General features: G+C 59.1%; 16 protein-coding genes and 2 tRNA genes. 6 read left to right on the top strand and 12 right to left on the bottom strand.

Annotation, left to right across the window (positions count from 1 at the left end):
* Positions 1-106 precede the first annotated feature (106 nt).
* The 8 genes from ACOAP0_RS17745 to ACOAP0_RS17710 all read right to left on the bottom strand — a co-directional run bounded on the left by ACOAP0_RS17745 (position 107) and on the right by ACOAP0_RS17710 (position 8,915).
* The gene (locus ACOAP0_RS17745) at positions 107-1,639 is read right to left on the bottom strand and encodes a malonate--CoA ligase (RefSeq protein ID WP_498377497.1); all 1,533 of its coding nucleotides are present in this window, start codon (positions 1,637-1,639) and stop codon (positions 107-109) included.
* 55 nt (positions 1,640-1,694) lie between these two features.
* Positions 1,695-2,513, bottom strand: coding sequence for an enoyl-CoA hydratase/isomerase family protein (locus tag ACOAP0_RS17740; protein ID WP_498377495.1), 819 nt, complete (start codon positions 2,511-2,513; stop codon positions 1,695-1,697).
* Between the two features lie 8 nt (positions 2,514-2,521).
* Positions 2,522-3,547 (bottom strand): Bug family tripartite tricarboxylate transporter substrate binding protein, encoded by a 1,026-nt coding sequence (locus ACOAP0_RS17735; protein WP_498377494.1) that lies wholly within the window; start codon positions 3,545-3,547, stop codon positions 2,522-2,524.
* Between the two features lie 43 nt (positions 3,548-3,590).
* Entirely contained in the window at positions 3,591-5,084 is a 1,494-nt protein-coding gene (locus tag ACOAP0_RS17730; RefSeq protein WP_498377493.1) for a malonyl-CoA decarboxylase domain-containing protein, read from the bottom strand.
* The gene (locus ACOAP0_RS17725; RefSeq protein ID WP_481873821.1) at positions 5,081-5,749 is read right to left on the bottom strand and encodes a GntR family transcriptional regulator; all 669 of its coding nucleotides are present in this window, start codon (positions 5,747-5,749) and stop codon (positions 5,081-5,083) included. The genes ACOAP0_RS17730 and ACOAP0_RS17725 overlap by 4 nt, the downstream gene beginning before the upstream one ends.
* 140 nt (positions 5,750-5,889) lie before the next feature.
* Entirely contained in the window at positions 5,890-6,702 is an 813-nt protein-coding gene (gene lgt, locus ACOAP0_RS17720; protein WP_498377492.1) for a prolipoprotein diacylglyceryl transferase, read from the bottom strand.
* A 48-nt stretch (positions 6,703-6,750) separates the two neighbouring features.
* Positions 6,751-8,607: a dihydroxy-acid dehydratase gene (gene ilvD / locus ACOAP0_RS17715; RefSeq protein WP_498377491.1), complete on the bottom strand. Its 1,857-nt coding sequence runs from the start codon at positions 8,605-8,607 to the stop codon at positions 6,751-6,753.
* Positions 8,608-8,669: 62 nt separating this feature from the next.
* Positions 8,670-8,915 (bottom strand): TIGR04438 family Trp-rich protein, encoded by a 246-nt coding sequence (locus tag ACOAP0_RS17710; protein WP_087493520.1) that lies wholly within the window; start codon positions 8,913-8,915, stop codon positions 8,670-8,672.
* A 100-nt stretch (positions 8,916-9,015) separates the two neighbouring features.
* Here ACOAP0_RS17710 and ACOAP0_RS17705 point away from each other — a divergent pair, with 100 nt between their 5' ends.
* Positions 9,016-9,327, top strand: coding sequence for a c-type cytochrome (locus tag ACOAP0_RS17705; RefSeq protein ID WP_498391484.1), 312 nt, complete (start codon positions 9,016-9,018; stop codon positions 9,325-9,327).
* A 97-nt stretch (positions 9,328-9,424) separates the two neighbouring features.
* Here ACOAP0_RS17705 and acs read toward each other — a convergent pair whose 3' ends face one another.
* Complete coding sequence (gene acs / locus ACOAP0_RS17700) at positions 9,425-11,419, bottom strand: acetate--CoA ligase (RefSeq protein ID WP_087493518.1); 1,995 nt, start codon at positions 11,417-11,419, stop codon at positions 9,425-9,427.
* Between the two features lie 169 nt (positions 11,420-11,588).
* Here acs and ACOAP0_RS17695 point away from each other — a divergent pair, with 169 nt between their 5' ends.
* Complete coding sequence (locus ACOAP0_RS17695) at positions 11,589-13,142, top strand: fumarate hydratase (protein ID WP_498377490.1); 1,554 nt, start codon at positions 11,589-11,591, stop codon at positions 13,140-13,142.
* Positions 13,143-13,146: 4 nt separating this feature from the next.
* Positions 13,147-13,968 carry a glutamate racemase gene (gene murI / locus ACOAP0_RS17690; RefSeq protein WP_498377489.1) on the top strand — a complete coding sequence of 274 codons (822 nt, stop codon included), beginning with the start codon at positions 13,147-13,149 and terminating at the stop codon, positions 13,966-13,968.
* A 10-nt stretch (positions 13,969-13,978) separates the two neighbouring features.
* Here the strand turns inward: murI and ACOAP0_RS17685 are convergent.
* Together ACOAP0_RS17685 and ACOAP0_RS17680 are read right to left on the bottom strand one after the other, a co-directional pair.
* Positions 13,979-14,055 (bottom strand) — tRNA-Arg (locus ACOAP0_RS17685).
* Positions 14,056-14,109: 54 nt separating this feature from the next.
* Positions 14,110-14,186: transfer RNA gene (locus ACOAP0_RS17680), tRNA-Pro, on the bottom strand.
* 68 nt (positions 14,187-14,254) lie between these two features.
* Between ACOAP0_RS17680 and aat the strand changes: the two genes are divergently transcribed.
* The 3 genes from aat to ACOAP0_RS17665 are packed head-to-tail and all read left to right on the top strand — an operon-like array spanning position 14,255 to position 16,596.
* On the top strand, positions 14,255-15,019 hold the full coding sequence (gene aat / locus ACOAP0_RS17675) for a leucyl/phenylalanyl-tRNA--protein transferase (protein WP_498377488.1): 765 nt from the start codon (positions 14,255-14,257) through the stop codon (positions 15,017-15,019).
* Complete coding sequence (locus ACOAP0_RS17670; protein WP_087493515.1) at positions 15,016-15,771, top strand: arginyltransferase; 756 nt, start codon at positions 15,016-15,018, stop codon at positions 15,769-15,771. Before aat ends, ACOAP0_RS17670 begins: the two co-directional genes overlap by 4 nt.
* Positions 15,772-15,810: 39 nt before the next feature.
* Positions 15,811-16,596, top strand: coding sequence for an IclR family transcriptional regulator (locus ACOAP0_RS17665; RefSeq protein ID WP_300474362.1), 786 nt, complete (start codon positions 15,811-15,813; stop codon positions 16,594-16,596).
* 38 nt (positions 16,597-16,634) lie between these two features.
* Here ACOAP0_RS17665 and ACOAP0_RS17660 read toward each other — a convergent pair whose 3' ends face one another.
* Entirely contained in the window at positions 16,635-17,690 is a 1,056-nt protein-coding gene (locus ACOAP0_RS17660) for a serine hydrolase (RefSeq protein ID WP_498377487.1), read from the bottom strand.
* Between the last annotated feature and the right edge of the window lie 57 nt (positions 17,691-17,747).

The raw sequence follows: 17,747 nt of genomic DNA, 5'->3' as shown, positions 1-17,747 counted from the left end.
CGGCTCCGGTATGTTGGAATTTGCAGCCCGTAACCATGATACGACGCTTGGGAGACAAATGCATAGAAATTGGCATTTATCTCACACTTAACAAATTTACCGTATTCTAAGCCGCCTTGTACTGGTCGCGCAAAAGATTCTTTTGCACCTTGCCCATGGCGTTGCGCGGCAAGGAATCCACCACCACGCAGCGTTTAGGGACCTTGAAGTTGGCCAACATGCCTTTCAAGGTGGCAACCACCTGTGCACCGTCCACCTGGTGACCGGCCTTGGGCACCACGACGGCCACGCCCACCTCACCAAAATCGGCATCCGGCACACCCACCACTGCGCTTTCGTCCACACCGGGGAGGTTGTTGATATAGCCCTCAATCTCGGCCGGGTAGACGTTGTAACCACCACTGATGATCAGGTCCTTGCTGCGGCCGACGATGGTCACATAGCCCTTGGCATCGACATGGCCTACGTCCCCGGTTTTGAAGAAGCCATCGGCGGTGAATTCCTGCGCTGTTTTTTCCGGCATCTGCCAGTAGCCCTGGAACACATTGGGGCCCTTCACCTCGATGCCGCCGGTGTCACCCGCCTTGACGTCACGGCCGGACTCGTCACGTACCCGCAACTGCACACCCGGCAGTGGTTGCCCTACGGTGCCCACCACCCGTTCGCCGTCTCCCGGTTTGCAGGGGTTGGACGTCAACATCACGGTCTCCGACATGCCGTAGCGCTCCAGAATCGTATGGCCAGTGCGCTCCTGCCATTGGCGGTGCGTATCCACCAGCATGGGGGCGGAACCCGATATGAAGAGACGCATGTTCCGGGTGGACTGGGTGTTCAGCCCCGCTTCGGCCAGCAAGCGCACATACAGCGTGGGCACGCCCATGAACACCGTGGCCCGGGCCATCATGCGCAAGGCCGTTTGCGGCTCGAACTTGGCGCACCAGAGCATCTTGCTGCCATTGATCAGCGCGCTATGAATGGCCACAAACAAGCCATGCACGTGGAAAATAGGCAAAGCGTGGATCAGCACATCGCCATCCTTCCAGTCCCAGTACGTTTGCAGTACGCGGGCATTGCTCAGCAGATTGCCATGGCTGAGCATGGCGCCCTTGCTGCGGCCGGTGGTGCCGCTGGTGTAAATGATGGCGGCCAGATCGTTGGCAGCGCGCGGCACCGGCGTGTGGGTGCGGGGAAATTTGGATGCCCGCTCCAGCAGCGTGCCGGTGCGGTCGTCATTGAGCGAAAACACGTGCTGCGTGCCGGCCAGAAACGCCATTTTGCTCAGCCACCCGAAGTTGCGGCCTGCACACACCAGCACCGCCGGCTTGGCATCGCTGATGAAGTAGTCCATCTCCGCGCTCTGGTAGGCCGTATTGAGCGGCAGGTACACCAAGCCCGCCCGCAGCGTGGCCAGATACAGCACCAGTGCCTCCACTGATTTGTCCACCTGTACCGCAACGCGGGTACCCGCCGGCAGGTCCAGAAAGCCGAACAGGTTAGCCACCATGGCGGTGGCCTCGTCCAGGTCGCGCCAGGAATAGTGCAGGCCACTGTCTGTCTCTACCGCAACAGCATCCAGGTCAGCGGGGAATGCCGCACGCAGCGCGGTGAAAAGGTTGTGGTCGGTGGAGAGAGTGTTCATAACGGGATCTCAAACGTTCATGATTACGTGGGAAAGATGGCAGTGCGGGACCGGGCTAGAACACCGGCGGGCGCTTGGCCAGAAAGGCGGCAATGCCTTCCCGGTGTTCAGCGGAGTCGGCGTAGGCGTAAGGGTTGACTCCAGCCTGCTCATTTGCTATCAATTCAGGAGCTTCTTGCGCATATTCCACGGGCGCCAGAGGCCGATTTAATGCCCGAAGTGTCTGTTTGTTCAAGCGGGCGGCCTGTGGCGCCAAAGCGGCGATGCGAACGGCCACATCGCGGCAGGCATCGTCCAGCGTGTCTGGCGTGTGCACGCGGGTCAAAAAGCCATGAGCCAGCATGGCGGCAGCGTCAAACACCTCGGCGGCGAGCAGCATGGCGCGTGCCACGGTGGCGCCCGCCACCTGCCCCACCAGCGCAGCTTCCCGCGGCGCCATGGGAAAACCCAAACGCGCAATCGGCGCACCGAATCGGGCGGTGTCAGCCGCCAGGCGCAGGTCGCAGCAACTGGAGATTTCCATGCCCGCGCCCATGCAGTTGCCCTCGATGCGCGCGACGATGGGCACATCGCAATCCAACATCGCCTGCAAACCGCCCCACACTTCTTGCTCATGGAAGTGGCGCAGCTGCGCCTCGTCAAAGCGGAAGGACGGGTACTCGGCAATGTCGCCTCCGGCACAGAAGTGCCCTTGGTCACCCTGCAACAGCACACAGCACACACTGGTGTCCTGCTGCACCGCAGTAAAAACCGCCTTCAACTCCGCCCACATGCTGCGGGACATGGCGTTGAACTTGCCCGTGTGGGTCAAGGTCAGCCGCCAGACCCCGGGGGTGCCGAAAGCGTCCCTCTCGATTGCAATACCACCCGCCATGTCGCCCCTCAGTCGAGTTTGGCGCCGGAGGCCTTGACGACTGCCGCCCAGCGCTTGATTTCTGCACTCACAAAAGTGCCGAATTGCGCAGGGGTGAGCTTGCCGAACTCGGCACCGTTGTTGGCCCACGCGGTTTTGATCTCGTCGGCCGCGGAAAGGCGGTTCACCTCTTCCACCACACGCGCCTGGACATCGGCGGGTGTACCCTTGGGTGCCCACAAGCCATACCAGGTGGTCACGGTGTAGTTGGGCAAGCCGAGTTCGGCCGCGCAGGGCACATCGGGGAAGGCCGGGCTGCGCTTGGTGCCGGACACCATCAGCGCCTTGATGCGTCCACCCTTGATGTGGTTGGCGGATGAACCCAATCCGTCAAACATCATGTCCACACTGCCTGCCATCAAGTCCTGCAGAGCCGGACCGGCGCCGCGGTAGGGAATGTGGGTGATGAAGGTGCCCGTCTGCTGCTTGAACAATTCGCCTGCCAGGTGGTGGGAGGTGCCGCCGCCTGCGGAGCCATAGTTCATCTTGCCGGGGCTGGCTTTGACCTGCGCCAGAAACGCCTTGTAGTCTCCGGGTACGTTTTTGGGATTCACCACCAGCACCTGGGGCACGTTGGCCACCAGCGCGAGGGGGATGAAGTCTTTCTCGATATCGTAGTCCAGCTTGGGGTACATGCTGGGCGCAATCGCGTGGTGCACCGCGCCCATGAACAAGGTGTAGCCATCGGGCTGCGCTTTGGCCGCAATGCCGGCCCCCAGGGTACCGCCTGCACCGCCGCGGTTGTCAATGACCAGCTGGGTACCGGTGAGCTTGGAAAACTGCGCCGACATGGGGCGCGCAAAAGCATCGGTACCGCCACCGGCAGGGAAAGGCACCACCAGCGTGACCGGCTTGGCGGGCCACTTGGCCTGCGCGAGAGCGCTTGCCGGAGCCAGTGCCCAAGCAGCGGCGGCCGCGGAACCTGCGCCCAGCAGACTGCGGCGGCTTAGCGCTGCATCGGGTTGAAATGGAAAAAGCGTGTTGTCATTAGCCATGTTTGTCTCCTGCTCGTATTAATGGAAGTACCGTTCGCACACACTAAAAAAACAGATTGCTCACCGCGCTGGCCACCGGAATGCGCCCACTTGCCAGCCCTTCCCGGTGCTTGTCGAGCCGCTTGAGGTCGTAGAGGTAATTCACCATCAGTCCGTAGGACTGCTTGATGCCTTTGGACGACGGATCTCCCGCCCAGTTCAGCCGCTCGACCCGCGCACCGTTACCCAAGTGAAAGCGCGCCACCGGGTCCAGCGGCTTGCCATGCACAGTCTCGCGGCCCAGATACTGCGCAGCGCAGCGCATCAGCATGTGCTGCACTGGTGAGCCGGGCTTGAGAGACAGGGGTGACTCGGCCGCCGCCAGAAAGTGCGCGGCCGTCACGGGCTCGAAACCGGAGGCGCGGCCCAACTCTTCGCGGGTTTTGTCGTCCAGTTGCTCGAGCTGGGCCGTTGCGTTCTTCTGCAACCAGCTGGGGAAGCCGGGAATGGGCGAGAGCGTCGCGAAGGTCTTGAGCTGGGGAAACTCTGCCTTGAGGGTTTCGACCACGCGCTTGATCAGCGAGTCCCCGAAGCTCACGCCACGCAGCCCGTCCTGGGTGTTGCTGATGGAGTAAAAAATGGCCGTCGTGGCAGCGTTCAGGTCAGCCGCGTCGGCGGACTCGTCCAGGAGCGGTGTAATGCAATCGGTGAGCGCATCCACCAGCGCCACTTCCACAAAAATCAGGGGCTCATCCGGCAAGCGGGGGTGGAAAAAGCCGTAGCAGCGGCGATCCGAGTCCAGACGGTTTTTCACGTCTGCCCAGCTCTTGATGTCGTGCACCGCTTCGTACTTGATGAGCTTCTCAACCAGCGAAGCCGGTGAATCCCAGCTGATACGCCGCAGCTCCAGGAAACCCACATCAAACCAGGTGGAGAACATGTATTCCATCTCCACGTCCAGCGCCTGCAAGCGCTTGTCGGTTTTGACGGCGGACTGCATCTCTGCCCGCAGGTTGACCAGAAAGCGAATGCCGGTGGCGTCTGCACTGAAGCGCTGCAAGAGGCGCCGGCGTGGAGAGACGGTAGCGCGGCGGTAGTGCACCTCGGCGGCTGCCTCGTCCGGCGTGCCCAAGGCGGCCGCAAACTTGGCTTGAGCGGCCTGGGCCTTGACCGGGTCGGCGACAAACATTTCGCTCATCAGCAACCAGAGGTCCAGCCGCCGGGCGGGTGTGGCACCGGCGTACCAAGCCATCAGGGCTGCGGCGCGACGACCACCTTCGACCTCACTGACCCGCTCATCGATAACGGCTTGCAGCTCCTGCAGGATGCGGCGCAAGACGCGGGGTGACAAGGCCTCATCCCCCTGGCGCAGCGTGGCCTGCAGGCGCTCGCGCGTGCTGCGGGCACCGGCACGCTTGGTTACCGGAGGCGCCCCCTCGCTTGCTACTTTTTTAGGAGCTGCTTGCGCAGATCCCGCGGGCGCCGGAGCCGTATTTTCCTTAAAGCTTCGCGGCAGCAGGCGGGCCACATTGCGGTTGATCCAGGAGTCCTGAGTCATGCGAGTAACCTGCTCTTTCCGTGGCGGGCCAGCTCCCGCAAGGCATCACGCTGGCGCATCAAATGGTTGCGCATGGCGGCATCGGCCGCATCGGCATCCCCGGCACGAATGGCGGCAAACACGGCCAAGTGCTCACTCAGGCTCTGCTCCAAGCGGCCGGGGGCATGCAGTTGCTGCAGGCGGGCCAGCTTGAGGATCTTGCGCAAATCCGCAATCACCTGGGCCAGCCAGCGGTTGTCCGCCAACGTGATGATGGCCTCATGGATGCTGTAGTTCGCGGCGTAGTAGTCAGGGATGCGGCGCGCCGCTGCGTGGGCCTGCAGACTGTCATGCAAAGTATCCAGCGCGGCAATGTCTGCAGCAGTGGCTTTGCGGGTGGCCTCGAAGGCGCAACGCCCTTCTAGCAGTGCAATCACCGGAAAAATCTCGTCCAGATCCTGTTCGGTAACCTCGCTGACAAAACTACCGCGGCGGGGCTCATGGCGCACCAGGCCCTCCGCGGCCAGTACCTTAAGTGCCTCTCGCAGCGGTGTGCGAGAAATCGCCCACTCGGTACATAGCGCGGCTTCGTCAATAAACGCGCCCGCGTGCAAAGCCCCTTCAAAGATGCGGGAGCGCAGCCGGTCGGCTACGTCGTCATGCAGTGAATTGGGGACGGCTCGCATGGGTTGGGTCGGGCTCCACAAGGCTGATAAGTGCTACGTAATTTTTCATAATTACGTGTAATTACAAGCAATGGTAAAGAGATGCCGTTCTTTTGTGCCCCGTATTTACCCTCGGGGCGCGACCCGGTTTGTCTTGGATATCAGTGGGACCTGCGAGCTGCCCATGCCCACAAGGCTGCGCCGCCCGCAATCATGGGCACGCACAGCCATTGGCCCATGCTCATGCCGGTTTGCTGCTGCAGCCACAAGAGATGCGCATCCGGCTCCCGGAAGAACTCGGCAATGAATCGGAACACGCCATAGCCGAACAAAAAGGCCGAAGCCACCTGCCCCTGCTTGCGCGGTTTGCTGGCGTACCACCATAGCAGCACAAAAAGCAGCATCCCTTCGAGCAAGAACTGGTAAATCTGTGAGGGGTGCCGCGGCAACGGGCCACCATCATGGAACAGCATGGCCCACGGCAAGGACGGATCGGCGACCCGACCCCACAGCTCGCCGTTGATGAAGTTACCCACCCGGCCAGATGCCAAGCCGGTAGGCACGCAAGGCGCCACAAAGTCCGCCACCTGCCAGAAGGGCTTGTTACGGGACACCGCAAACCAGAACATGGACGCAATCACGCCCAGCATGCCGCCATGAAAACTCATGCCGCCCTGCCAGACGAACAACACCTCCAGGGGATGGGCGGCGTAATACGCGGGCTTATAAAACAGGCAGTACCCGATGCGCCCGCCGAGCACTACGCCCAATACGCCCAGGAACAGAATATCCTCAACATCCTTGAACGACCAGGCTCCACTGCCCTGCACTGCCGCAAACGGCGCGTGACGCAGTCTGCGGGACCCCAGAAACAAAAAAAGCCCGAAGGCCACGAGGTAGGTCAGCCCGTACCAGTGCACGGCGACCGGCCCGAGCTGCAATGCAACCGGGTCAATTTGGGGATGGATCAACATGGGGAAACAAATGCGCCCGGAGCCTGTGAGGGCTCCGGGCGGGTGGGTTTAGTCAAGCAAGGACAGGTCGCGCACAGCGCCCTTGTCGGCAGACATGACCAGCTTGGCGTAGGCCTTGAGGGCAGCAGTCACCTTGCGTGGGCGGGGTTGGGCAGGCTTCCAGCCGAGCTTGTCCTGCTCTACACGGCGTGCTGCCAGCTCTTCATCAGAAACCAACACATTGATGGAACGGTTGGGGATGTCGATGCGGATGCGGTCGCCATTGCGAACCAAACCGATGGCACCACCTGCAGCTGCCTCCGGTGAGGCGTGGCCGATGGACAGCCCTGAGGTACCACCCGAGAAACGGCCATCGGTCAGCAGGGCGCAGGCCTTGCCCAGACCCTTGGACTTGATGTAGCTGGTGGGATATAGCATTTCTTGCATGCCGGGGCCGCCCTTGGGGCCTTCATAACGCACGATAACCACGTCACCTGCCACGACCTTGTCGGCCAGGATGTTGGCCACGGCTTCGTCTTGCGACTCCACCACATGGGCAGGGCCTTCAAACACCAAGAGGCTGTCATCCACACCGGCGGTTTTGACGACACAGCCGTTCAGGGCGATGTTGCCGACCAGTACCGCCAAGCCGCCTTCTTTGCTGAAAGCATGTTCGAACGAACGGATGCAGCCTTCTGCGCGGTCGGTGTCCAAGCTGGGCCAACGGGCCGCCTGGCTGAACGCGACCTGGGTGGGAATACCACCGGGGCCAGCCATGTAAAAGGTCTTGACCGTGTCCGATGGGTTACGTGCAATATCCCACTGATCGAGCGCGTCCTTCATGGTCTTGCTGTGTACGGTGGGCACGTCAGTGTGCAAGCGGCCTGCGCGGTCCAGCTCACCCAGAATGCCCATGATGCCGCCTGCGCGGTGCACGTCTTCGATGTGGTATTTGTTGGTGTTGGGGGCTACCTTGCACAGCTGCGGCACGATTTTGGACATGCGGTCGATATCAGCCATGGTGAAGTCGATTTCCGCTTCCTGCGCAATCGCCAGGATGTGCAGGATGGTGTTGGTGGAGCCACCCATGGCAATGTCCAGCGCGATCGCATTCTCAAACGCCTTGAAACCCATGGAGCGCGGCAGGATGCTGCTGTCTTCCTCTTCGTAGTAGCGCTTGCACAACTCCACCACCAGGTGACCGGCGCGCTTGAACAGTTGCTCGCGGTCAGCATGCGTGGCCACCACGGTGCCGTTGCCGGGCAAGGACAATCCCAGCGCTTCTGTCAGGCAGTTCATGGAGTTGGCCGTGAACATGCCGGAGCAGGAACCGCAGGTCGGGCAGGCAGAGCGTTCCACTTCAGCCACGTCGGCATCACTGACCTTGTCGTCAGCCGCCATCACCATGGCGTCAACCAAGTCGAGCTTTCTGAACTCGATTTTCTGGGTCGTAGGGTTCAGCAGCTTCACCTTGCCAGCCTCCATCGGGCCGCCGGACACAAACACCACGGGGATATTCAGTCGCATGGCGGCCATCAACATGCCGGGGGTGATCTTGTCGCAGTTGGAGATGCACACCATGGCATCGGCGCAATGCGCGTTGACCATGTACTCCACCGAGTCGGCAATGACGTCGCGGCTGGGCAGCGAATACAACATACCGTCGTGGCCCATGGCAATGCCATCATCCACGGCAATAGTGTTGAACTCTTTGGCCACACCGCCCGCAGCCTCAATCTCACGCGCCACCAACTGGCCCAAGTCCTTCAGGTGTACGTGACCAGGCACGAACTGGGTGAAGGAGTTCACCACGGCAATGATAGGTTTGCTGAAGTCGGCATCCTTCATACCGGTGGCGCGCCACAAAGAGCGAGCGCCCGCCATATTGCGGCCGGCAGTGGATGTCTTGGAACGGTAAGCTGGCATGGTGATTAATTGAGATTCGGTTGAACGGTGAGAAAGCGGTAGTAATTATCCCCCAGCCCCTGTCATCGGCGTTTTTTAGACCCTTGAAGGCCCATGGCTTCCCGCTGGCGGTCAATGCGGGCCTGTTTGCGCGCATTTTCTTTGTCCATGGCCTTACGCTTGGTGTAACCCGAGCTGTCCGCCCATGCCCACCAGGCAATTGCCAATGCAAAAGGAATCAATACCTGCCACCATGCCCAGTTGGCTACCGGTTCGATGAGCATGTATTTCATCACCAGAAGAATCAAACCCAAACCCAAAAAGTACATCGTCGTTGCTCCAATGCGTTGCCCCTGTTTCTGCTGGGGGGTCAACGTGCGTTACTACAATCCCGTTGTGGAGATGGTATCCAAACCCGAGAGGCTCGTGATGAAACAATTTTTCTTGCGCAGTGTGACAGTAACCCTGATGGCAATGGCGCCTGCAGCGTGGGCAGACCAAGCCTTGGCCACAGCCAAAAACTGTATGACTTGCCACATGGTGGACAAGAAGGTCTCGGGCCCTTCATTCAAAGAAGTGGCCGGCAAATACAAGGGCGACAAAGCTGCCGCTGACCGCTTGGCCACCAAAATAATGAAAGGTGGCAGCGGCGTATGGGGCACCGCTTACATGCCTGCCAACGCCCAGGTGAATGAAGCCGAAGCCAAGAAACTGGCCGCTTGGGTGCTATCCCTGAACTGATCACTCAAGCACCAAGGAAAAAAAAGCCGCTGTCACCAGCGGCTTTTTTTGTGCCCGGCAACGGGCAACTTGAAAGTTGCCCGTTCGCAAGGAGGCATCAGTAGGCTTGACCCAACTGATCCAGAATCGCCGGGTTTTCCAGCGTGCTGGTGTCCTGCGTGATGGACTCGCCCTTGGCCAGCGAACGCAGCAATCGGCGCATGATCTTGCCGGAACGGGTTTTAGGCAAGTTCTCGCCGAAGCGGATGTCCTTGGGCTTGGCAATCGGGCCGATTTCCTTGGCAACCCAATCACGCAACTCTTTGGCAATCGCCTTGGCCTCGTCGCCTTCAGGACGGGAGCGCTTGAGCACCACGAAGGCGCAAATGGCTTCACCCGTCAGGTCATCAGGACGGCCCACCACCGCGGCCTCGGCAACCAGATCGGATTTGGCAACCAACGCAGACTCAATTTCCATGGTACCCATACGGTGACCGGACACGTTGAGAACGTCGTCGATACGACCGGTAATACGGAAGTACCCGCGGTCCGCGCTACGCACTGCGCCGTCGCCGGCCAAGTAATAGCCTTTGAGCTCGTCAGGAAAGTAGCTCTTTTTGAAACGCTCAGGATCGTTCCAGATCGTGCGGATCATCGAGGGCCATGGGCGCTTCACCACCAGAATGCCACCGGATCCATTGGGCATTTCGTTGCCGCTTTCATCCACGATGGCCGCCATGATGCCGGGCAAAGGCAAAGTGCAACTACCGGGCACCAAAGGTGTGGCACCTGGCATGGGGCTCATCATGTGGCCACCGGTTTCGGTTTGCCAGAAGGTATCCACAATCGGGCACTTTTCGTGACCCACGTTTTTGTAGTACCACATCCAGGCTTCGGGGTTGATGGGCTCACCCACTGATCCCAGAATGCGCAAGGACGACAGGTCAGAACGATCCGGATGCACAGCGGCATCAGCCTCTGCAGCCTTGATCAACGAACGGATTGCCGTGGGCGCTGTGTAGAAGATGGTGCACTTGTGGCGCTCAATCATTTGCCAGAAGCGACCTGCATTCGGGAAAGTTGGCACGCCTTCAAAAATGATCTGGGTGGCGCCAGCGGCCAAGGGGCCGTAGGCCACGTAGGTGTGGCCAGTAATCCAGCCGATATCGGCCGTGCACCAGAACACATCTTCCGGCTTCAGGTCAAACGTCCAGTCCATGGTGAGCTTGGCCCACAGCAGGTAGCCGCCGGTGGAGTGCTGCACACCCTTGGGCTTGCCGGTTGAACCCGAGGTGTAAAGGATGAACAAGGGGTGCTCAGCGCCTACAGGCACGGGGGCGCAGTCAGTGCTCTGGCCGGCCAGTGCTTCATCAAAGGTCTTGTCGCGCCCTGCCACCATGTTGCATGCGGTCTGGGTGCGCTGGTACACATACACCGTCTTGATGGACTCGCAGCCACCCATGGCAATGCCCTCGTCCACAATGGATTTCAGAGGCAACTCTTTGCCGCCGCGCATCTGGTAGTTGCTGGTGATGACAGCCACCGCGCCTGCGTCAATGATGCGCTCCTGCAATGCTTTCGCAGAGAAGCCGCCGAACACCACACTGTGGGTGGCGCCGATACGGGCGCAGGCTTGCATGGCGATCACGCCCTCCAGCGTCATGGGCATGTAGACCAGTACGCGGTCGCCTTTCTTGATGCCATCGGCCTTCAAGGCGTTGGCAAATTGACTGACTCGGGCAAGCAGCTCTTTGTAGGTGGTCTTGGTGACTTTGCCGTCATCGGCTTCGAAGATCACGGCCACTTTGTTTTCTGTGGGCGTGCCGATGTGCTTGTCAAGGCAGTTGGCAGAGGCGTTCAGCTCGCCATCGTCAAACCATTTGTAGAAAGGTGCATTGGATTCGTCGAGTGTGCGTGTGAATGGCTTGTTCCAAACCACATTGGCTTTGGCCAGTCGGGACCAGAAACCTTCAAAATCTTTCTCAGCCTCCGCACACAGGGCGTTGTAGCCCTCCATGCCCGAAATGCGGGCCGCTTTGACGGTGGCTTCGCTGGGCGGGAATACCCGGTTTTCAACCAGGACGGACTCAATGGCAGAGGTGGAAGCGCTCACGGGTTTGTCTCCTCGGAATTATTAAAAACTGCGCGAATGGTTATCCCATGCACTTACAAATCACTGACTGACGCAGGTCAAGCCCGGCCGTCAGGATGGCGAGAGAGTCATTCGCTAAACTCAAGAGGTTCGCGTTTCTCCGCTTTCCACTTCTCCAAAGAGACAGACCATGACCACCTCCATCCGCCAGGCTGACCTGATCGAATCCGTGTCCGCCGCGCTGCAATACATCAGCTACTACCACCCCGCCGACTACATTGCCCACTTGGCCCGCGCCTATGAGCGCGAGCAGAGCGCTGCCGCGAAAGATGCCATCGCCCAGATCCTGACCAACAGCAAAATGAGCGCCACCGGACACCGCCCCATCTGTCAGGACACCGGCATCGTGAACGTGTTCCTCAAGGTCGGTATGGACGTGCGCTGGGAAGGCTTTACCGGCAGCCTGGACGACGCCATTAACGAAGGCGTTCGCCGGGGCTACAACCATCCTGACAACACCCTGCGCGCCTCGGTGGTGGCGGACCCAGAATTCCTGCGCAAGAACACCAAAGACAACACACCTGCTGTGATCTTTACCGAGATCGTCCCGGGCAATACCGTCGAAGTGACCGTGGCAGCCAAGGGAGGCGGTTCTGAGAACAAGAGCAAGATGATCATGCTCAACCCCGGCGACAGCGTTATCGACTGGGTGCTGAAAACTGTGCCCACCATGGGCGCAGGATGGTGCCCACCCGGCATGCTGGGAATCGGCATCGGTGGCACCGCGGAGAAGGCGGTGCTCATGGCCAAAGAAAGCCTGATGGATGACCTGGACATGTACGAGTTGCAGGCCAAGTCGTCCCGCGGCGAAGCGCTGGACAAGGTGGAGGAAATGCGCCTTGAGTTGTACGAGAAGGTCAATGCCCTGGGCATAGGCGCTCAAGGCCTGGGCGGCCTGACCACGGTGCTGGATGTGAAGATCAAGATGTACCCCACCCACGCCGCCAGCAAGCCGGTGGCCATGATCCCCAACTGCGCGGCTACCCGCCACGCCCATTTTGTGTTGGATGGTTCCGGCCCCGTCTACATCGACCCGCCAAGCTTGGATCTGTGGCCCAACGCCAACTGGACACCCGACACCCAGAAGAGCAAGCGCGTGGATTTGAACACCCTGACGCCCGCTGAAGTGGCCAGCTGGAAACCCGGCCAGACGTTGCTTCTGAACGGCAAGATGCTGACGGGCCGCGACGCCGCACACAAGCGCATACAAGGCATGCTGGCCAAGGGCGAAAAGCTGCCTGTGGACTTCACCAACCGTGTCATCTATTACGTGGGTCCGGTAGACCCCGTGGCAGGCGAAGCGGTGGGCCCCGCCGGCCCTACCACGGCCACCCGCATGGACGGCTTTACCGAAATGATGCTGGCGCAAACCGGCCTGATCGCCATGGTGGGCAAAGCCGAGCGTGGACCGGTCGCTATTGAATCCATCAAGAAGCACCAGAGCGCTTACCTCATGGCCGTGGGTGGCGCCGCCTACCTCGTCTCCAAAGCCATCAAGCACGCCAAGGTGGTGGGCTTTGAAGACCTGGGCATGGAAGCCATTTACGAGTTCGACGTGGTCGACATGCCCGTCACTGTGGCGGTGGACTCAGGTGGCACCAGCGCGCACATCACCGGCCCCGCGGAATGGCAAAAGAAAATTGCGACTGGCGAATTCAAAAACATCCCTGTGACTTCGCGCTAAGCCTTTGTCCAAGCTCAGCAACTGCCCCATCGGGGTATTTGACAGTGGGGTGGGTGGCCTGAGCGTCCTGCGGGCGCTCAGGGCCGAGCTGCCCCATGAAAAGTTTGTCTATGTGGCTGACAGCGGCCATGCGCCCTACGGGGAGCGCGATGACGACTACCTGATCGAGCGATCCCACACCATTGTTCGCTGGTTCAGAGACCGCCACCAGATCAAAGCATTGGTAGTGGCGTGCAATACGGCAACCGCAGCGGCCATTCACGTCCTGAGGGAGGCCCACCCCGAGCTACCCATCATCGGCATCGAGCCGGCATTGAAGCCGGCAGTGGTACAAAGCAAGACCAAGGTCATCGGCGTGATGGCGACGCGCAGCACGCTCAATAGTGAAAAGTTCAAGCGGCTGCTTACATCGCTGGAGAACCAGGCCACCTTCGTTCTACAGCCCTGCTCCGGCCTAGTACCTGCCATCGAAGCTTTCGATGCTATCAAAATAGGAGCTGCTTGCGCACAATATACGGGCGCCATAGGCCCTTTTGGCTCAAATGCGGGAGAAATCGACACCTTGGTACTGGGGTGTACCCATTACCCCTTCGCAGAGAGTTCCTTGCGCGCGAGTACTGGTGAGGCAGTCGCTTACCTGGAGGGAGGGGCGCCAGTGGCAAAGCAGACCCGGCGATTGTTGGAGGCTGCAAACCAGCTCCACGATGAGGAGCCGGAAAAAGCAGCTGACGTCGCGTTCTACAGTTCAGGCGAACCGTCTGCACTGGCATCAGCGGCGCTGCGGTGGCTAGATTTGGAGGCTGTAGTGCTACCGCTAGGTACTTAAACCCGTACCGTGGCGTGCCCGGAGGGGATCGAACCCCCGACCCACAGCTTAGAAGGCTGTTGCTCTATCCAACTGAGCTACGGGCACAAAGAACAAAGGCCCCAAAGCAGTACAACTTCAGAGCCTTTGATTTTGAAAGAATGGTCGGGGCGGCGGGATTCGAACTCGCGACCCTCTGCTCCCAAAGCAGATGCGCTACCAGGCTGCGCTACACCCCGACAGCTGGTATTCTAACCCGATTCAAGGGCTATTTTGGCCACCACGCTGATTTTTTGCAATCCACCTGATGTCTGTTTCCGCCCCTCCCCTGCCATGGCTGCAGCCGGCTGATCCGTTTCCCTCCATTTTCGAGGCGTGGGGGGACGATACGCCTGCGCCCGGGCTATTGGCTGCTGGTGGCGCACTGGACGCGGCTACCTTGTTGGATGCGTATGGACACGGAATCTTTCCGTGGTTCAGCGATGGACAACCGACTCTATGGTGGAGCACCAATCCACGCATGACTCTCCACACCCACGAATTCCGGCTGCACCGGTCGCTGCGGAAAGTCATCAAAAAATTCCGTAACACGCCAGGCGCGGAGATCCGGGTGGATCACGACTTTGGAGGGGTCATCGATGCGTGCTCTGGCAGCGAGCGAGCCGGTCAAAGCGGGACTTGGATCGTTCCAGAGATAAAAGCTGCCTATTTGGAGCTGCACAAACGCGGGCACGCTCACAGTGTGGAGACATGGCAGGACGGTGTCTTGATGGGAGGGCTGTATTGCGTTTCCATAGGTCGTGCGGTTTTCGGAGAGTCTATGTTTGCGCGACAGACAGATGCATCCAAGATCGCACTGACAGCATTGGTGAGCATGTCGATGGCACAAGGTGTTGATTGGATCGACTGCCAGCAGGTGACTGATCATTTGGCATTCATGGGAGCGCGGCCGGTTGACCGGAGCATTTTCTCGAACTACTTATCGGATGCAACAGCCCAACCCGGAATCGAATGGAAGTTTCAGCCCCTATACTGGGATCAGCTGTTGTCAGCCTGCGCAAACCCCACATGACGGATCTGACCGACCTTCCTCTCCAGACGCTGCAGTTTTACGCTACAGCGCCTTACGACTGCAGCTATCTGCCCGATCGTCAGGCACGATCCCAAGTAGCGACTCCCAGCCACATCATCGACACGGCAACTTATTCGAGCTTGGTTGCGAAGGGCTTCCGTCGTAGTGGCATGTTCACTTACCGCCCTTATTGCGATGGCTGCCAAGCCTGCACGCCCCTGCGGATTTCCGTGAACGAGTTCAAGCCAGACAAAAGCCAACGTCGTGCTTGGAAGCAGCACGCTGACTTGCAGGTTCGCGTGTTGAATCTGGGGTTCTCACGTGAGCATTACGACCTCTATCTGAAATACCAGGTGACCCGGCATGCAGGCGGAGGCATGGACGAAGACAGTATCGACCAATACGTGCAGTTCTTGCTCCACAGCAGGGTGAACTCCCGCTTGGTTGAATTCCGGAAAGCGCCTGCTACTCCTGACGCGGTCGGCGAACTCAAGATGGTCTCCATACTCGATGTTCTAGACAACGGTATCTCGGCTGTTTACACTTTTTTCGCCCCGGAAGCCCAGACCAGCTACGGCACCTTCAACGTGCTCTGGCAAATTGAGCAGGCGCGGCAATTGGGCTTGCAATATGTTTACCTCGGCTATTGGATCACTGAGAGCCCGAAAATGGATTACAAGGCACGGTTTCGCCCTCACGAACTACTGGTAAACGGTAGTTGGAAAACACTCGCCGAGCCTGAGGAACCATGAATGATCCTTTGACGGGTTAACATCCAGCAAAGCACCACCATGACAAAAAAAGAACACGACCCACAATCCGCGCCGGCTGTCCAGGTTCTGGAACGCATGTTCACCTTGATCGATGTGTTGGCATCGCGTGAAGATGCGATTCCATTGAAGGAAATCAGTGAGAGGGCCGGCCTGCATCCTTCAACGACCCACCGCATCCTCAACGACTTGGTGTCCGGTCGTTTTGTGGATCGCCCTCAGTCGGGCAGCTACCGTTTAGGCATGCGTCTTTTGGAATTAGGTAACTTGGTGAAAGCCCGACTCAACGTGCGGGACGCTGCCTTAGGCCCTATGCGCGAGCTTCACAAGCTGACACAGCAGCCCGTCAATCTGAGCATGCGCCAAGGAGACGAAATCATTTATGTGGAACGCGCCTACAGTGAGCGCAGTGGCATGCAAGTGGTGCGTGCTATCGGTGGCAGAGCACCACTTCACTTGACCTCCGTGGGCAAACTGTTTCTGGCAGCCGATGACCCGCTGCGCATACGCTCCTACGCCAGCAGGACGGGCCTGCAAGGGCACACCAAAAACAGCATTACCGAACTGGATTCATTAGAGCGTGAGCTTGCAAAGGTCCGGCAATATGGCCAAGCCAGTGACAATGAGGAACTCGAATTGGGTGTCCGTTGCATGGCCGCAGGCATCTACGACGACCAAGGCAAATTGGTCGCAGGCCTGTCGATTTCAGCGCCTTCCGGGCGATTGGAAGACGACTGGCTGCCCAAGCTGAAAGAAACCGCCCGTCACATCTCCGAGACATTGGGCTTCAGGCCGAATCTGCGCTGACCCTCAAGAAAAAAGGGCCTGTCTTTACAGGCCCTTTTTTAGTTCGTCGCGATGCGACTGTCGAAGCCGCGTAGGGCCAAGGGTGAAGACTTGGTGGCAGTTGCAGGATGCCCCGTTTCGACCCACTTGCGAACCCGTTCAGCATCTGCAATACGAGTCAGTTTGCCTGCAGAGTCCAGGAAAACCATGATCAGCTTGCGACCCGCAATTTTGGCCTGCATAACCAAACATTGTCCGGCTTCTGTGATGTAACCAGTCTTCTGCAAGCCGATTTCCCAAGCCGGATTTTTCACCAAGCGATTGGTATTGTTGTATTGGAGAGTACGGTTGCCCACTTCCACCTGGTATCCAGTGGATGTCGACAACTCACGCAATGTGGCATCGCTGTAGGCGTAGTTGACCAAAGTAGCCAAGTCCTTGGCGCTGGACTGATTGCGGCTGTTCAATCCTGTGGGCTCTACGTACTGGGTATCGGTCATACCCAAGATACGGGCTTTCTGATTCATCAGGCCTACGAAATGCTGCAGTCCACCGGGGAATGTACGACCCAAAGCATGGGCAGCCCGGTTTTCGCTGGCCATCAGAGCCAAGTGCAGCAACTCACCACGGGACAACTCGGTGCCCACACGCAAGCGTGAGGAACTGCCTTTTTCAGTATCTACGTCTGCCTGTGTGATTTCGATGGTTTCGTCCATCGACAATCGTGCCTCGCTCACAACGACACCCGTCATTAATTTGGTGATGGAGGCGATGGGCAACACGGCGTTTTCATTTTTGCTGAACAGAACCTCTTTGGTGTCCTGATCAACTACGAAAGCCACACTGGACTTCAAGTCCAACGCATCCTGCTTACCGTGCAATCCCGCGAGTTGCCCATAGGAAGGCTTGGGAGCAACTGCAACTATTTTGGCAGTCCTAGGACTTTTGGCAATTTGCTTCTTATTGCGAGTCGATTTGACGTTGGCCTGCACTTTGGTCGCCGTGGCTTTCGCTACCACTTTTTTCTGCTTGGTCGTCGCAGCTGCATCCTGAGAAAGCAACAGCGACGAGACCAAAAAGCCTGCGACGCCCAGTTGAATGAGTATGCGTTTCAACGTATTTCCTTTGAAAAAAGCGTCTTCACACGGGATGCAAACGCTTTTTGTGATGTT

The sequence above is a fragment of the Curvibacter sp. Hmag1.1 genome, from assembly GCF_059769165.1.
This window is presented reverse-complemented; position numbering and strand designations above follow the sequence as displayed.

Bases quoted from the DNA above. Each gene is read 5' to 3' on its own strand.
- ACOAP0_RS17670 (WP_087493515.1), top strand. From the start codon at position 15,016: ATGACGGATCTGACCGACCTTCCTCTCCAGACGCTGCAGTTTTACGCT.
- ACOAP0_RS17710 (WP_087493520.1), bottom strand. From the start codon at position 8,915: ATGTACTTTTTGGGTTTGGGTTTGATTCTTCTGGTGATGAAATACATG.
- ACOAP0_RS17705 (WP_498391484.1), top strand. From the start codon at position 9,016: ATGAAACAATTTTTCTTGCGCAGTGTGACAGTAACCCTGATGGCAATG.
- ACOAP0_RS17695 (WP_498377490.1), top strand. From the start codon at position 11,589: ATGACCACCTCCATCCGCCAGGCTGACCTGATCGAATCCGTGTCCGCC.
- ilvD (WP_498377491.1), bottom strand. From the start codon at position 8,607: ATGCCAGCTTACCGTTCCAAGACATCCACTGCCGGCCGCAATATGGCG.
- ACOAP0_RS17735 (WP_498377494.1), bottom strand. From the start codon at position 3,547: ATGGCTAATGACAACACGCTTTTTCCATTTCAACCCGATGCAGCGCTA.
- ACOAP0_RS17730 (WP_498377493.1), bottom strand. From the start codon at position 5,084: ATGACTCAGGACTCCTGGATCAACCGCAATGTGGCCCGCCTGCTGCCG.
- aat (WP_498377488.1), top strand. From the start codon at position 14,255: ATGTCTGTTTCCGCCCCTCCCCTGCCATGGCTGCAGCCGGCTGATCCG.
- ACOAP0_RS17745 (WP_498377497.1), bottom strand. From the start codon at position 1,639: ATGAACACTCTCTCCACCGACCACAACCTTTTCACCGCGCTGCGTGCG.
- lgt (WP_498377492.1), bottom strand. From the start codon at position 6,702: ATGTTGATCCATCCCCAAATTGACCCGGTTGCATTGCAGCTCGGGCCG.
- ACOAP0_RS17740 (WP_498377495.1), bottom strand. From the start codon at position 2,513: ATGGCGGGTGGTATTGCAATCGAGAGGGACGCTTTCGGCACCCCCGGG.
- ACOAP0_RS17665 (WP_300474362.1), top strand. From the start codon at position 15,811: ATGACAAAAAAAGAACACGACCCACAATCCGCGCCGGCTGTCCAGGTT.
- ACOAP0_RS17725 (WP_481873821.1), bottom strand. From the start codon at position 5,749: ATGCGAGCCGTCCCCAATTCACTGCATGACGACGTAGCCGACCGGCTG.